Here is a 13,754-nt window from a genome sequence, read left to right as displayed (position 1 = left end):
CGGACCTGCGGCAGCGCGAGGACGCGGCAACGACGCCTGCTCCGCGCGGAGTTGACCGCTCCCCGTCCCCCTTATCCCGGCATGGCCTCGCTCGCGGCGCGACACAATGGCTCAAAGATCGGATGGGAAGGCTGACGCCCGCGCGGGCGCACGACCTGGGCATCCAAAGGGGATTCCGCGTTGAAAACACTGTGCATCGAAGGCTGGCGGGGGGTGAACCACTCCATCGCGATGGTCAACCAGAACCAGATCCTGGAGATGGTCAAGGACCCGCGGTTCGAGCTGTTCCACAAGGACGCGCCCTTCTTCATGCCGCACTGGGACAAGAGCAAGCTGGACTCGGGCTTCGCGCCCGAGGAGCGCGCCCTCATCGACGGCCTGCCCGATCCCGGCGACCGCGTGATGGACGTGCGCCTGCGCATCGCCTCGCCGGTGCGGCTGGGCGATCCCGCGGCCGCGCGCCGCAACGCCACCTTCGTGGTCACCGAATTCGGCCTCTCCGGCAAGAGCTTCGACCCGCCCGAGATGGCGCCGTCCGCGCTGACGCATGGCGACGACATCGTCGTGACGCCGACGCGCTGGTCCAAGGCGCGGCTGGTGGACTACGGCTTCGACGCGGACAAGGTCCTGGTGGTCCCGCACGGCTACAAGACCGACACCTTTTTCCCGATGACGCCCGAGCAGCGCCAGACCGCGCGCGCGGCGCTGGGCATGCAGGCGCATGAGACCGTCTTCACCAACGTCGGCGTCGCGACCTGGAACAAGGGCATCGACCTGCTGCTGCTGGCTTTCGCCGAACTGCGGCTGCAGGGCCTGCCGGTGCGACTCATCCTCAAGGACCATCAGGGCCTGTACGGCATCGGCGTCGAACGCGTCTTCGCCGAACTGGCGGCGCGCGCGCCGCAGCTGAACTCGCCGCAGGTGCGGGACGGCATCTCCATCCTGTCCACCAGCCTCAACCTGCCGCAATTGCGCTCGCTGTACGCGCTGTCCGACGCCTACGTCTCGCCCTACCGCGCCGAGGGCTTCAATCTGCCGGTGCTGGAGGCGATGGGCTGCGGCACGCACGTGATCGTCAGCGGCGGCGGCGCCACCGACGACTTCACGCCGCCCGAGCTCTGCCACCGCCTGCACAGCCGCCCGGGCACCGACGCCGACGCGCCGCAACCGGTCGGCGCCTTCGTCGTGCCCGATCTGGAAGACCTGCGCGAATCGATGCTGCAGGTCGTCGAGCAACGCCTGCCCCCGGCCTCTCGCCGGGAGGCGGCCCGGGTGCGGCTGGAGAAGCGTTTCTCCTGGGCCACGGTGACGAAGCAGCTGCTGGACCTGCTGTGACATGAGCGCGCTGCCCGCCCCCCTCACCGCCAACGCCACCCGGCCCAGCATCGCCGTCGCCATCGTCGACACCGACCTGCACGTGCTCGCGCGACAGGCGCTGCTGCACAGCATGCGGGCGATGGAGCAGCAGGGACTGCCCTTCAGCCAGGTGCTGATCTACTCGGACAAGCCCGAGCTCTGGCCCGGCCTGCCGGTGATCCCGGTGCCGACGCTGCGCTCGATCGCCGAGTACAACCTGCTGATCACCCGCGAGCTGGCCAAGCACCTCAGCGCGGACCATGTGCTGGTGATCCAGTACGACGGCTTCGTGCTCAACGCCGACCAGTTCTCCCCGCACTTCCTCCACTACGACTACATCGGCGCGCCCTGGCCCAACTACGAGGTCAACGAGGTCGGCAACGGCGGCTTCTCGTGGCGTTCCAAGCGGCTGGTCCATGCGGTCGCGCAGCTCGACTACCCGGATCCGACCGAGGCCGAAGACCTCTACATCTGCCGCACGATGCGCGAGACGCTCGAGCGCGCCGGCTGCCGCTTCGCGCCGAAGGCGATCGCCTCGCACTTCTCGGTCGAGTTTCCCGCGGTGCCCTACCCGACCTTCGGTTTCCACGGCATCTTCCACCTGCCCAGCGTCTACCGCGAGATGCCCGACTTCCTGCTGGACCACCTTTCCGACCGCATCGTCAAGACCCGCAGCGGCTTCCTGCTGCCCGGCCTGCAGGCGGTCTCGCCCGAGGCGGCGCAGAAGCTGCAGGCCCGGCTGGCCACTCTCTCGAAAGCCTCCCCATGAACGCGAAGAAGCAGATCGTCATCCTGATCCCCCACGGCGTGCAGACCGGCGGTCCGGAAGCGCTGCACCAGCTGTCGGACTCGCTGATCCGCCAGGGACACGACGCCCGCGTCTGGTACGTGCTGCCGACCGACCTGCCGGCGATCGACGACCTGTTCCGCCGCAACGGCCTGACCGCCGGCACGGCGCTGAAACTGCAGCCGCGGCCCAACACCGTGGCCGATTACGAGAAGTACCAGGTGCGGCTGGCCGAGGAGATCGCGATGACGCCGGACACCTGCGTCGTCCTGGCCGAGACCTATGTGCACTGGCTGCGCTACTTCCAGCCCTGCACGCCCATGGTCTGGTGGCTGAGCATCGACAACGCCTTCGAGTACCTGTCGGTCAACAAGATCAACCTCAACCTGCTGCGCAGCGAGCGGGTGCTGCACACCTACCAGTCCGGCTACGCGCATGACGTGATCCGCGCGCTGGGGTGCCTGCGCACGCTGCCGCTGTCGGACTACACGCCGGCCAAGCCGGCGCCGGCCCCGGGCGAACCGGTCTTCGCGACCGCGGACAAGACGGACATCGCGCTGAACGCCAACCACAAGGTCGTCTACGACGTCGGCGCGATCGCGGCGCGGCTGGAGGCCGAGAACGGCTGCAAGGTCCACCTGATCCGCGGGCTGACGCGCGCGCAGGTCTACGAGGCGCTGGGGCGCAGCCGGCTCTTCATCGACCTGGGCACCTTCCCCGGCAAGGACCGCCTGGCGCGCGAGGCGCTGATGCGCGACTGCTGCGTCTTCGCGCTGGACGTCGGCGCTGCACGCGACTACGCGCTGCCCGGCGAGTGCTACTTCAAGCCGGACCAGGTCGACCAGGTCTTCGCCGGCGCGCACGAACTGATGCGCAACTTCCCGCTCTACCTGGACCTGTCGCGGCCCGCCCAGCAGGCGGTCCAGCGCGAGCGGATGATCTTCGAGCGCGAAGTCGCCGGGCTGGCGCACGCCTTCGGTGTCTGAGCCCGACTGAACCCGACTGAGCCGGCGGGATCGGGGTTTTCACCGAGCGCCGCCCGGCTCCCCCTGCGGATGTAGGTGATCCCCGCACACGCGATTCGGCGCCATGGTCATTGAGAAACGCCCGCCGAGCGCCGAAGATCACCTTGGGACCGAAACCACGGATTCCGCATCCATCAGGGGGATAACAAATGAACTTCTCAGGCCTCAAGGTCAAGACCAAGCTGTGGGCGGGTTTCGGCGTGATGGCGGTGATCGTCGCCGCCGTCTCCGGCGCGGCGCTGCACTGGCTGAACCAGTCGAGCTCGCGCGTGGAGAACTACCTGAGCGGCGTCGCCGCCCGGGAACGCCTGGTGATCGCGGTGCAGTCGGCGGCCAAGTCGCGTGCCATCGCGGCCCGCAACCTGGTGCTGGTCACGACGCCGGAGGACCGGACGAAGGAACTCGCCGCCGTCACCGAGTCGCATGAAGAGGTGGGCCGGTCGCTCGCGACCTTGAAGTCGCACTTGGCCGCCGCTGCGGATGCGACCCCGCAGGACCGGGCCCTCCTCGACAAGGTGGCCGGCATCGAGGCGCAGTACGGCAAGGTGGCGCTGGCCATCGTCGGCCTGGCCAACGACGGCAGGCGCGACGACGCCGTCGCCAAGATGAACGCGGAATGCCGCCCGCTGCTGGCGGCACTGCTGACCGCCACCGGCGATTTCATCCGCTACGAGGACGAACGTTCCGCCGCCGAGACCAAGGCGGCGACCGAGCTGTTTGCCAAGGACCGCCTGTTCCTGATCACGACGGCGATCCTCTCGGCCGCGGTGGCCGGCCTGCTGGGCTGGCTGATCAGCCGCGCGGTGACGGCGCCGCTGAACCGCGCGATCAAGGTCGCGCAATCGGTGGCCGACGGCGACCTGCGCGACGAGATCCAGGTCGACGGCCGAGACGAGCTCAGCCAGCTGCTGACGGCACTGAAGGCCATGAGCGGCAACCTGTCGACGATGGTGACCCACGTGCGTCAGGCCGCGGACGGCATCGCCACGGCCTCCACGCAGATCGCCAGCGGCAACCAGGACCTGTCCAGCCGCACCGAGACCCAGGCCAGCGCGCTCCAGGAGACCGCGTCGTCGATGGCCCAGATGACCGAGACGGTGCAGGTCAACGCCGAATCCTCGCGCAAGGCGACGGGTCTGGCGGGCGCCGCGGCGCAGGTCGCGGGCCAGGGCGGCGAGGTGGTGCATCGCGTTATGACCACCATGGAGGCCATCACCGGCTCCAGCAAGCGGATCGGCGACATCACCAGCGTGATCGACGGCATTGCGTTCCAGACCAACATCCTCGCGCTGAATGCGGCCGTCGAGGCGGCGCGCGCCGGCGAGCAGGGCCGCGGCTTTGCGGTCGTGGCCAGCGAGGTGCGGGCGCTGGCCCAGCGCAGCGCGCAGGCGGCCAAGGAGATCAAGACGCTGATCTCGGACTCGGTCGAGAAGGTCGATGCCGGCGCGGTGCAGGTGCAGGAGGCCGGCCGCACGATGGACGAGGTGCTGACGCAGGTGCGCAAGGTCACCGACCTGATGGGCGAGATCAGTGCGTCCACCGACCAGCAGACGCACGGCATCGTGCAGGTCAACGAGGCGGTGGCGGCGATCGACCGCGGCACGCAGCAGAACGCGGCGCTGGTCGAGCAGAGCGCCGCCGCGGCCGAGAGCCTGCGCCAGCAGGCGATGGCGCTGACCGAGGCGATCTCGCGTTTCAAGGTCCGGGGCATGGCCGCCGCCTGACGGCTCGATCCGGAAGAACCGGAAGAACCGGAAGAACTGACAACCGGAAAACCAAACGGGAGCCTCCAAGGCTCCCGTTTTTCATTCATCACTCGGCATTGATCTGGTGCGGATCCACCAACGGTGCGATCGACGGACGCGAGCGCGGAAACTTGTTGCAACCGACTTTGAACCTGCTGCGATGCAGCATAGAGTCAGCGGGTGTTCTGCCAGCTCGTGAGGTCCAGCATGAGTTCAATCGCCATGACGGTGTTCCTCGACTCCTCGCCCGGGGAACTTGTCGACCTGCCGCACGCCGGCTCCGGCCTGGAGCATCCGCTCGTCTTCGACAGCGCCGCGCGCGAGATCCAGCGGCTCGCCGCCGACGGCCGGGCCGAGGTTGTCCAGCAGCGCGTGAGCACCGTGGGCGACGAGTCGCTCATCGAGGCGCTGCGCTTCCGGCGCATCGCCTGACCCTGCCTGACCCTGTCTGACGCCTAGCCCCGCTCTGGCGCAGACTCCGGTGGCCCCTCAGGGGGCCGCGGCGCTCGCCGCGAGTTCCGCATGCATGCGCGCGCGCATCTCCGCGATGCGGCGTCGTTTTTCTTCGCCCTTGGCGAGTTGCTCCGGCGGCAGGCCCATCGCGCGGCCCTGCTCGATCTGCTGGTCGAGCCGCGGCAGTTCGCGGTCGGCGGCGTCGACGAAGGCGCGTTGCGTCGCCTGGTGCCGGTCCTGCTCGCGTCGCGCATAACCCTGGTGATCGTCGAGTTGCCAGGCCGGCGTCGCCGCCGCTTCCGCCGGGCGCTGGATCGGGGGCGCGCGGTCGTCTCCGGCAACGCGGGAGTCCGCGAGGCTCCATGCCGCCGGCACCGCGGTGCCCGGCGCGGACGCGGGGGCCGAGGCAGGTGCGACGGCGTTGGATGCGGCATTCGATGCGGCATCCGCGTCGATCGTTGACGAGGCTGCCGCCTCGCGCACCGGGACCACGCCCTCACCTTCAACTGGCGCCGCCACAGCAGAGGCTGATGATGGCCCCGCCGACGCCATAGCTGCGGCATCGCTCGTCCGGGCGCGCCCGCCTACCGCGTTCCACGCAATGACGAGCGCCATCACACCCGCCAGCGCCAGGGCCGTCGCGACCTTCAGGTCGATGCGGCCCAATCGCCGGAGGAGCCGCGCGTCACGCTGTCGCGGTCGGATCTCAATGCGCATGCCCATGCCCCTTGCCCTCGGTCATCGGCCCTTGTGGCTTGAACGGCGTCTCCGGCGGCAGGATGCCGGGTGCCCACTGCAAGCCTGCCGATGCCAGGAGATCGGCCTGTCTTTGCTGCCAGCGCGCGCCCAGCTTTTCCAGGGCGATGGCCTGCCGCGCCTCGTGCCGGACCGTCTCGCTGTCGGCGGGATGATGGCCGTGTTTCACCGACAGGGCCTGCACCCGCTCCCAGCCCTTGCCGTCGGGATGGCGGATCGGCGGCGACGCCTGGCCCGCGGGCCAGGCTTGCAGCAGGTCGAGCACCCAGGCGTCGACCTCGGCCTGCGGCCTGGCCTCCCCCAGGCGCCACGCGACCGGTCTCACCCCCGGCCGCCCCCGCAGATCCGAACCTGGCGCCGCATCGGCGCAGTCCGCGCGATCGTCGCAACGCAGGCTCAGGCCTTCCACGGATTCCAGGCGTTCGAAGCGGTCCAGATGTGCGCCGTGGTACGCGACGATCTCGTCCGCGCTCACCGCCGTCGCCAACGCGTCCCGAGGCGGCGCATCCCCGTGCGGATCGCCCGTCAGGCCCTGCCAGCGCTGCCACGCCAGCTTGCGCTGCCGAGCTTCGATGACCCGCCGGACGAAGTCGAGTTCGGCCTCGCTCCAGCCGCTCCGGCGATGCAGCCATTGCTCGACGTAGCGCTCTCGCAGCAGTTGCCGGGCCTGGGCTTGCGCGAACGCCAGGTCACCGCCGCGCAGGAGTCGCCGACCCTGCACGTTCTGCAGCGGCCAGACATCGGCCACGGTGATCGCGCCGGCCGGCGTGTCGCCATACGCGCGATGCCGCAGCAGCACCAGGCGCGCCGCGGCGTTGCGCTGCGCGTCGTCGAGTGCTTCGTCCATCCGCAGGCGATCGCCCTGCCCGACCGACCACAGCGCCTGCCAGGCCTGCGCATCGACGGCCGACGGCAACGCCGGTGCCGACGCCTGCCAGTCGCGCTCGATCTGCTCGGGCCAGACCTGCTGCAGGGTCGCGAGCCATTGGCGTCGCACGTCGACCTCCGGCGCGAAAGCCACCCTCCGGCTCGCGAACAAGTTCGCGTCGCCGACCTCGCGCGCCGCCGCGTCGCCCATCAGCAGATCGATCGCCAGATGCCGGGTCAATTCGGGGAGCGTCAGGTCCGGCTGATCGCGCCGGGCGAGCCGCCACAGCGCCTCGGTCGGCCGGCGCGGGATCACGTCGTCGCCGACACGGGCGATCCAGCTCGACGCACCAGCGGGCGCGTCGAGCGGCACGGCCGCGATGCCGCCCTGCAGGGGCAGCAGCCCCGCGGCGGCGAGCGCCAGCGCGGCCACGACCGTCGCTGCGGCGCGCGAGGTGCGCCCGCTCACAGCCGTTCGGCCGCGCGGTTCAACAGATGGACCACCATCGCGATCGCATGCGGCACGACGACCCGTCCCACGTCGCGACGCGCCGCATGGTCGGTCGTCGACAGCACCTGCCCGCCGCGGCTGTAGGAGATCTGTCCCCCCTGGCGCAGCAGCGGACGGATGTCGCCGGCCGTCGGGGCCAGCGGCGTGTAGCTGCCCAGCGCCGCGGTGACGAGCGCATCGGCGTTCAGCGTCTCGCTGTCGTAGTAGTCCTTGACCCAGGTCTCCCAGCCGGAGTGGTTCAAGGCGGACGTCGTCCAGGTGTGGTGCGGCTGCAGCAGGTCGGTGGTGTGCATCACGAAGCCCAGGCTCTGCACGGTGGGCCGGGTCAGGAACTGCGACCACCAGTACTGGCCGAGGTTGTCGATCGGCTGGAACGGCGCCTTCTCGAAGTCGGCGTACATCGACGGGCTCGACGAACCGCCCTGGCGGTAGTTGGCTTCGGTCAGGCCGTATGCGTTGTACTTGCTGCCGTCGCTGAACCAGCCCTTCATGCCGCCCTTGCCGTCGTCCAGGTGGTCGCCGACCAGCCAGGCGGCGGCCAGGTCGTCGATGTCGCCCTTCACCGTGAGCTTGGCGTAGTCGTAGCCGCCGAAGGGGTTGCCGTGGACGTCCGGCCCCTGCGTGCGGTTCTGGAAGTGCCAGTACGAGGTGTAGTTGACGATGCCGGAGCCCAGTCCCCAGACGGGCGCGAGCACGCAGTCGCCGGTCACGGCGCCGCAGAGGTAGGTGTCGGCGAAATCGTCGACGTCGTAGGCGCCCTGGCCCAGTTGCTCCGCGAACTGGTCGATCGTGTACCCGGCGCGCGTCACGCCGGCCAGCAGCCTGGCGTAGTTGGTGGTGTCCGAATGCCGCTGCATGTAGCGGACCGCATCGATGGCGATGCGCTTGTGGGTGTCCTGGGCAAAGGCGTTGGCGTCGGTCTGGTGGACGAGCCCCGCCGCCACGGCGGTCAGTAGCAGGATGGATCGCATCGAAGTCTTCCCTGATGGTCCCGAATGCCGCGTGCTTTCCGCACGTCATGGATGTGGGGCCGGATGTTCGATGCACCCCGTGACGATTCAATGAAGGAATATCGGCGTGGGAGCTCCGCGTTGCAAGCGGACACAGTGGGGGGAAAACCACCCGCGCAAGGCCTGACCCCGCGCGGCGGGCCCGGCCGGGGAGCCGGACGCGGCTCTCCCGGGTTTCCGCGTCCCTCCGACGAGGGACGCGACCCGGCGCGATCACCGGCCGCGAGGATCAGCGGCCCGGCGTGGCAGCGAGAGCGCGCACCTCAAGATCGCCGGTGGACATGCCGATCGTGCGCAGCGCCGCCGTGCCGCCCGGGACGATCACCGGTGTGGTGCCGACCATGAGCATCCGTTCCGCGACCGCCCTTCCCGGCACCGGCTCGACGCGGGTCTGGCCGACCTTCGCATAGGGCGTGTGAAGCACCAGGTAACGCGCCCGTGCCGGCGGCGTGACCACGATCATCGCGAAGCCGCAATGCAGCAGCGCCTGGCAATCGAGCGAAGGATTGGCTGGGCGGTCCTCGGTGAATGTGCCCAGCACTTGGCGCTGGGCATCGAGGAAGGTCGCCGCCGGATAGACCACCGGGCCCCACGACTGGCCTCCGGCATACACGTTGGTCACGGTGCCGGTCGAACGGATCGCGAAGGCGGGGGGCTTCTCCTGCAGCCCGCCGAGGTCCAGCACGCGATAGCGGCTGTTGCCCGTGCTGAACGCCGCCACCGGCGCCCGCTCGTCCAGCGCCACCGTCACCGGCGCCGCTGTCATCGAGGTGATTCCTCCGGCGGGGATCGCCGCGCAGCAGGGCGCAGCGTCGGCCAGCGCCGCGCGCTGCCCGTCCACCGACGCGCAGCCCGAAAGGCCCAGCACCGGGCCGAGCACGAGGACGAACCGGGCAAGGGTCGCGGGGCTGAGGCGAGGCGTTGTCGTCATGTCTGAGATCCCAGGGCGATGGCGTCGACCGGAGCATAGACGACGTGGTGCGGCGGGACCCTGATGGCATGCGACGACAGGGATGGCCCGCATGAACGACCAGGGCGGCCGATGCCGCCGTCGACGCGTCAGGCGACCTGCCTGCGCACCGCCTCGAAGCGGCGCGCGACCTCGTCCCAGTTCACCACGTTGTAGAACGCCGCGATGTAGTCCGGCCGACGGTTCTGGTACTGCAGGTAGTAGGCGTGTTCCCACACATCCAGGCCGAGGATCGGCGTGCCGCCGGAGCCGATGCCGGTCATCAGCGGACTGTCCTGGTTGGCGCTGCTCTCGATGCCGAGCTTGCCGTCCGCATTCACCGCCAGCCACGCCCAGCCGCTGCCGAAGCGCGTCAGCGCAGCCTTGGTGAACTTGTCCTTGAACGCGTCGAGGCCACCCAGGTCCGCATCGATCGCCTTGGCCAGATCAGCCGTCGGCGCGCCGCCGCCGCCCTTGCCCGCGGGCGCCATCACCGTCCAGAACAGGCTGTGGTTGGCGTGTCCGCCGCCGTTGTTGCGCACCACGCCGCGGATGTTTTCCGGCAGGGCATCGAGCTGGACGATCAAGGTCTCGACCGGCGTGTCGGCGAAGGCGGTGCCTTCGAGCGCCGCGTTCAGATTGTTGACGTAGGTCTGGTGGTGCCTGGTGTGATGGATCTCCATCGTGCGCGCGTCGAGATGGGGTTCGAGCGCATCGACGGCGTACGGCAGCGGCGGCAGGGCATGAGGCATCGTGAGACTCCGGAAGGAGCCCGTCGCGTCGTGCTGCCGGGAAGGTCGCTGGTGCGGGGCGGTTGAAGGATGGAAGGCCCATTCTTGTCGCTCAGCGCTCGGCGCTCAAGTCGCAGGATCAGAAGACCCGGCCCGCACGGGGTCATGCCGCCGTGTCAGGTCTTGCCCGGCTTGCCCGGCCTACTCGGCCCACTCAGCCTACTCGGCTTGCCCATGAGCTTGCCGACCGCCTTGTCGACCGCCTTGATCGGCGGCTTGATCGCCGGCCTCGCGTTGCGCACGCGGTTGGCCAGGAACACCTCGCCGATGTCCAGCGTGCTCTCATGACCCACGTGCTTCGCGCAGGTGGTCAGCCAGCCCTCGGCGGCCGTGCGACCGAGCCCGAACAGCGTGGTCAACAGCCGCGGATCGGTGTTGAGCTTGCTGGACGCACCGAACTGCGCCAGCCCGCCCTCGTCGGCCACGCGATGCAGGCGCATCTGCTTGTAGCGCGTGGGATCGATGCGCTGGTCGCGCAGCAGCCGCTGCACGAAGTGGATGGCGCGCAACTCGGCCACCAGGCTGGCGTTGAACGTGATCTCGTTGATGCGATCGTCGATCTCGGTGGAAGTCCGCGGGATGCCGTCGTGCTGGCGCGGATTGATCTGGATCAGCAGCACGTCGTCCGACTCGGTGCCGTAGACCAGCGGCCACAGCGCCGGGTTGCCCGAGAAGCCGCCGTCCCAGAACGGTTCGCCGTCGATGACGACCGTCTGCGCGCTGTGCGGCAGGCAGGCCGAGGCCATCAGCGCCTCGATGCTCAGGTCGTCGCCGTGGAACACGCGCGGCTGACCGGTGCGCACCGAGGTCGCCGTGACGAAGACCTTGATCGGACCGGCGTGCAGCGCTTCGATGTCGACATGTCGTCGCACGATGTCGCGCAGCGGATCGAGGTTGAACGGATTGAGCTGATACGGGCTCCACAGCCGCAGCCACGCGTCCCAGGCGGCGATCCCGGGCCAGGCGCTGCGGTTGAAGACCCAGGCGGGTGTCTCGAGGGCCGCGGTGCTGGCCGGCCCCTTGGCCTCGCCCACGACACCGAAACACGCGGGCACGCCGGAGACGTCCTGCCAGAAGCGCGACAGCGCCTGCCGGGCCCCGAGCGCGCCGCCCCGCGCGAACCCGGTCGCCATCACGGCGGCGTTCATCGCGCCGGCGCTGGTGCCGGAGACGCCGTCGATGCGCAGCGAGCCGTCCTCGAGCAGCCGGTCCAGCACGCCCCAGGTGAAAGCGCCGTGGGAGCCGCCGCCCTGCAGGGCGAGGTCGATCGAACGGGGCGGTGTCGGCATGGCGTGAAGGCGCGAGGGACGCTCGCGCTGCTGCGGTGGAACCCGCAGCCTACCTTGGCGGCGGATCGTTCGGCAGCCAGCGCCTGTGGATCGCCTGGAAGGTGCCGTCGCGCTTCATCTCGTTGAGCTGCGACTGCCAGGCGTGGATCGTTCCCATGGGCGTGCTGCGCGAGAACGCGATGTAGCCGTCGCTGGCGGCGAAGCTGAACACCTCTTCCAGCGCATCGCGCGCGACCCCGGCCTGCACCAGGGTCTGCGGCATCGAGAGCTTCTCCGCGGCGAACAGCGGCGCCCGACCGGCCGCCAGCATGCGCACGCCCTGGATCGGATCGCTGACCTGCTGCAGGTTGTGGAAGCCGGCCGACTGGAGTTGCGTCAGCGTGTACCAGTCCCGCACGACCAGCACCTTGGCCGCGCGTTTCGCCTCGGCCAGCGAGCGCAGGCGGAGGCCGCTGCCGGCCTTCGCGTAGAAGGTGCTCTGGAAGCTGACGATCGGGCCGACCCACTGGAAGAGCTTCTCACGCTCGGCGATGCGGGCCATCGAGAACAGCGCGGCCGGCGGCCCGTCCTGCGCTTCGCGGAAGGCGCGGGCCCAGGGCATGAACTCGATCGGCAGCGACTGGCCGAGCCGCTTCTGGATCGCCTGGACGATGTCCACCGAGAGGCCGCGCGGCTGGCCGAATTCGCTGAAGTTGATCGGCGGGAATTCCTCGCTCAGCAGTCGCAGCGACGCGGACGGCGCACCGACGGACGAGGCGATGGCCGCGGTCCTGGGGGAGGCCGTCAGCGGCGCGTTCGGCGCGGGCGGTGGGGTCGATGTCGAGGCCGACCCCGGCCCGAGGGCCGGAGGCGACAACGTGGCGCGGCCGGTGGCGTGTGCGCCGCTGAACCAGGCCAGACCCGCCAGGGTCAGGTGTCGTCGATGCATCCGCGAATCAGGTAAGGCGTTCGAACCATGATAGGCGGCGGTAACGAAATGTCTCCCACGCGTCGGGGAGAAAGCGACACGCGCAATGCGCATTCGTGCGCAGACGCGGACGGGGAAAACACCGAGCCGCGTTGTCGCCCGCGCGTCATGTGCTCACGCCAGGCTCGCGTCATGCGCTCACGCCATGCGCTTGCGTCACGCCCTCACTTGCCGCCGCGCAGCTTCGCCAACTGCGCCTGCGTGTCGTTCCACAGGTCCATCCCCACCTGCGTCGCCACGCCGGCGTTCACGCGGGTCAGCCTGTCGCGCATGCGCGCGGTTTCCGCCGGGCTCAGCTCGTTGACGGCCATGCCCTTGGCCCTGAGTTCGGCCAGCGCCTTGGCGGCCTCGTCGCGGGTGTCCTTGCGCTCGAAGTCGCGGCTCTTGACCGCGGCCTGCTGCAGCACCGCCTGCTCGTCCTTGGACAGGCCGTCCCAGAACTTCCTGGACACGGTCACGATCCACGGGCTGTAGACGTGGTTGGTCACCGTCAGGTATTTCTGCACCTCGTAGAACTTGGCCGACAGGATGGTGTTGTACGGATTCTCCTGGCCGTCGACGGCGTTGGTCTCCAGCGCCGTGAACAGCTCCGAATACGGCAGCGGCACCGCGTTCGCGCCCAGCTGCTTGAAGCTGTCGAGGAACACGTTGTTCTGCATCACGCGCAGCTTGATGCCGTTGAGGTCCTCCAGCTTGTTGACCGCGCGCTTGCTGTTGGTCAGGTTGCGGAAGCCGTTCTCCCAGTACACGAGGCCGACCAGGCCCTTGTCCGTCAGCTTGGCCTTGACCTTGTCGCCGACCGGTCCGTCCAGCAGCGCGTCGGCTTCGCGGACGTTGTTGACCAGGAAGGGCGTGTCCCACAGCGCCATCTCCTTGGCGATGCCGACCAGCGTCGCGGTCGAGCCGACCATCATCTCCTGCGCGCCGCCGATCAGCGCCTGCTGCATCTGCGTGTCCGGTCCGAGCGCGGCGCCGCCGATCGCGCGGATCTTCATCTTGCCGCCGGAAAGCTTGTTCACCTCGTCGGCGAAGACCTTGACCGCGCGGCCCTGGTTGCTGTTCTCCGCCAGGCCATATCCGAAGCGGATCAGGCGCGGCTTGATGTCGGCGGCGTGGGCGGGCAGCGCGGCGCCCAGCATCGCGGCGCTCAGCGCCGAGGCGGCGGCCAGGATCTTGCGGCGTGTGGTCAGGCTCTTCAGGCTCATGCTTGTCTCCTTGGGGGAACGGATCTCGACGGGCACATCGAGG

Annotated in this window: 13 protein-coding genes; 5 read left to right on the top strand and 8 right to left on the bottom strand. The window is 69.5% G+C overall.

Features of this window, described 5'->3' with window-relative positions:
• The first annotated feature begins 213 nt into the window (after nt 1-213).
• The 5 genes from AC07O8_RS23140 to AC07O8_RS23120 all read left to right on the top strand — a co-directional run bounded on the left by AC07O8_RS23140 (nt 214) and on the right by AC07O8_RS23120 (nt 5,345).
• Nucleotides 214-1,335, top strand: coding sequence for a glycosyltransferase (locus tag AC07O8_RS23140; RefSeq protein WP_495050284.1), 1,122 nt, complete (start codon nt 214-216; stop codon nt 1,333-1,335).
• 1 nt (nt 1,336) lies between these two features.
• The gene (locus AC07O8_RS23135) at nt 1,337-2,125 is read left to right on the top strand and encodes a DUF5672 family protein (RefSeq protein ID WP_495050283.1); all 789 of its coding nucleotides are present in this window, start codon (nt 1,337-1,339) and stop codon (nt 2,123-2,125) included.
• Nucleotides 2,122-3,129 (top strand): hypothetical protein, encoded by a 1,008-nt coding sequence (locus AC07O8_RS23130; RefSeq protein WP_495050282.1) that lies wholly within the window; start codon nt 2,122-2,124, stop codon nt 3,127-3,129. Before AC07O8_RS23135 ends, AC07O8_RS23130 begins: the two co-directional genes overlap by 4 nt.
• 188 nt (nt 3,130-3,317) lie before the next feature.
• Nucleotides 3,318-4,892, top strand: coding sequence for a methyl-accepting chemotaxis protein (locus tag AC07O8_RS23125; protein WP_495050281.1), 1,575 nt, complete (start codon nt 3,318-3,320; stop codon nt 4,890-4,892).
• A gap of 228 nt (nt 4,893-5,120) precedes the next feature.
• Nucleotides 5,121-5,345: a hypothetical protein gene (locus AC07O8_RS23120; RefSeq protein WP_495050280.1), complete on the top strand. Its 225-nt coding sequence runs from the start codon at nt 5,121-5,123 to the stop codon at nt 5,343-5,345.
• Nucleotides 5,346-5,402: 57 nt separating this feature from the next.
• Here AC07O8_RS23120 and AC07O8_RS23115 read toward each other — a convergent pair whose 3' ends face one another.
• The 8 genes from AC07O8_RS23115 to AC07O8_RS23080 all read right to left on the bottom strand — a co-directional run bounded on the left by AC07O8_RS23115 (nt 5,403) and on the right by AC07O8_RS23080 (nt 13,711).
• The gene (locus AC07O8_RS23115) at nt 5,403-5,858 is read right to left on the bottom strand and encodes a hypothetical protein (protein WP_495050279.1); all 456 of its coding nucleotides are present in this window, start codon (nt 5,856-5,858) and stop codon (nt 5,403-5,405) included.
• 214 nt (nt 5,859-6,072) lie between these two features.
• On the bottom strand, nt 6,073-7,458 hold the full coding sequence (locus tag AC07O8_RS23110; RefSeq protein WP_495050278.1) for a hypothetical protein: 1,386 nt from the start codon (nt 7,456-7,458) through the stop codon (nt 6,073-6,075).
• The gene (locus AC07O8_RS23105; protein WP_495050277.1) at nt 7,455-8,471 is read right to left on the bottom strand and encodes a phospholipase; all 1,017 of its coding nucleotides are present in this window, start codon (nt 8,469-8,471) and stop codon (nt 7,455-7,457) included. The genes AC07O8_RS23110 and AC07O8_RS23105 overlap by 4 nt, the downstream gene beginning before the upstream one ends.
• Before the next feature lie 268 nt (nt 8,472-8,739).
• The gene (locus tag AC07O8_RS23100; protein ID WP_495050276.1) at nt 8,740-9,441 is read right to left on the bottom strand and encodes a hypothetical protein; all 702 of its coding nucleotides are present in this window, start codon (nt 9,439-9,441) and stop codon (nt 8,740-8,742) included.
• A 128-nt stretch (nt 9,442-9,569) separates the two neighbouring features.
• Entirely contained in the window at nt 9,570-10,211 is a 642-nt protein-coding gene (locus tag AC07O8_RS23095) for a superoxide dismutase (RefSeq protein WP_495050275.1), read from the bottom strand.
• A 155-nt stretch (nt 10,212-10,366) separates the two neighbouring features.
• Nucleotides 10,367-11,539: a patatin-like phospholipase family protein gene (locus AC07O8_RS23090; protein WP_495050274.1), complete on the bottom strand. Its 1,173-nt coding sequence runs from the start codon at nt 11,537-11,539 to the stop codon at nt 10,367-10,369.
• A gap of 49 nt (nt 11,540-11,588) precedes the next feature.
• Nucleotides 11,589-12,467 (bottom strand): substrate-binding periplasmic protein, encoded by an 879-nt coding sequence (locus tag AC07O8_RS23085; RefSeq protein ID WP_495050273.1) that lies wholly within the window; start codon nt 12,465-12,467, stop codon nt 11,589-11,591.
• 203 nt (nt 12,468-12,670) lie between these two features.
• Nucleotides 12,671-13,711: a TRAP transporter substrate-binding protein gene (locus AC07O8_RS23080; protein WP_495050272.1), complete on the bottom strand. Its 1,041-nt coding sequence runs from the start codon at nt 13,709-13,711 to the stop codon at nt 12,671-12,673.
• Nucleotides 13,712-13,754 lie beyond the last annotated feature (43 nt).

It is taken from the genome of Roseateles sp. GW821-FHT09G09 (assembly GCF_059415965.1).
This window is presented reverse-complemented; position numbering and strand designations above follow the sequence as displayed.

What these genes read in the sequence shown, in the direction of transcription:
- AC07O8_RS23085 (WP_495050273.1), bottom strand. Translation starts at nt 12,467, where the DNA reads ATGCATCGACGACACCTGACCCTGGCGGGTCTGGCCTGGTTCAGCGGC.
- AC07O8_RS23080 (WP_495050272.1), bottom strand. Translation starts at nt 13,711, where the DNA reads ATGAGCCTGAAGAGCCTGACCACACGCCGCAAGATCCTGGCCGCCGCC.
- AC07O8_RS23100 (WP_495050276.1), bottom strand. Translation starts at nt 9,441, where the DNA reads ATGACGACAACGCCTCGCCTCAGCCCCGCGACCCTTGCCCGGTTCGTC.
- AC07O8_RS23120 (WP_495050280.1), top strand. Translation starts at nt 5,121, where the DNA reads ATGAGTTCAATCGCCATGACGGTGTTCCTCGACTCCTCGCCCGGGGAA.
- AC07O8_RS23125 (WP_495050281.1), top strand. Translation starts at nt 3,318, where the DNA reads ATGAACTTCTCAGGCCTCAAGGTCAAGACCAAGCTGTGGGCGGGTTTC.
- AC07O8_RS23095 (WP_495050275.1), bottom strand. Translation starts at nt 10,211, where the DNA reads ATGCCTCATGCCCTGCCGCCGCTGCCGTACGCCGTCGATGCGCTCGAA.
- AC07O8_RS23105 (WP_495050277.1), bottom strand. Translation starts at nt 8,471, where the DNA reads ATGCGATCCATCCTGCTACTGACCGCCGTGGCGGCGGGGCTCGTCCAC.
- AC07O8_RS23130 (WP_495050282.1), top strand. Translation starts at nt 2,122, where the DNA reads ATGAACGCGAAGAAGCAGATCGTCATCCTGATCCCCCACGGCGTGCAG.
- AC07O8_RS23090 (WP_495050274.1), bottom strand. Translation starts at nt 11,539, where the DNA reads ATGCCGACACCGCCCCGTTCGATCGACCTCGCCCTGCAGGGCGGCGGC.
- AC07O8_RS23135 (WP_495050283.1), top strand. Translation starts at nt 1,337, where the DNA reads ATGAGCGCGCTGCCCGCCCCCCTCACCGCCAACGCCACCCGGCCCAGC.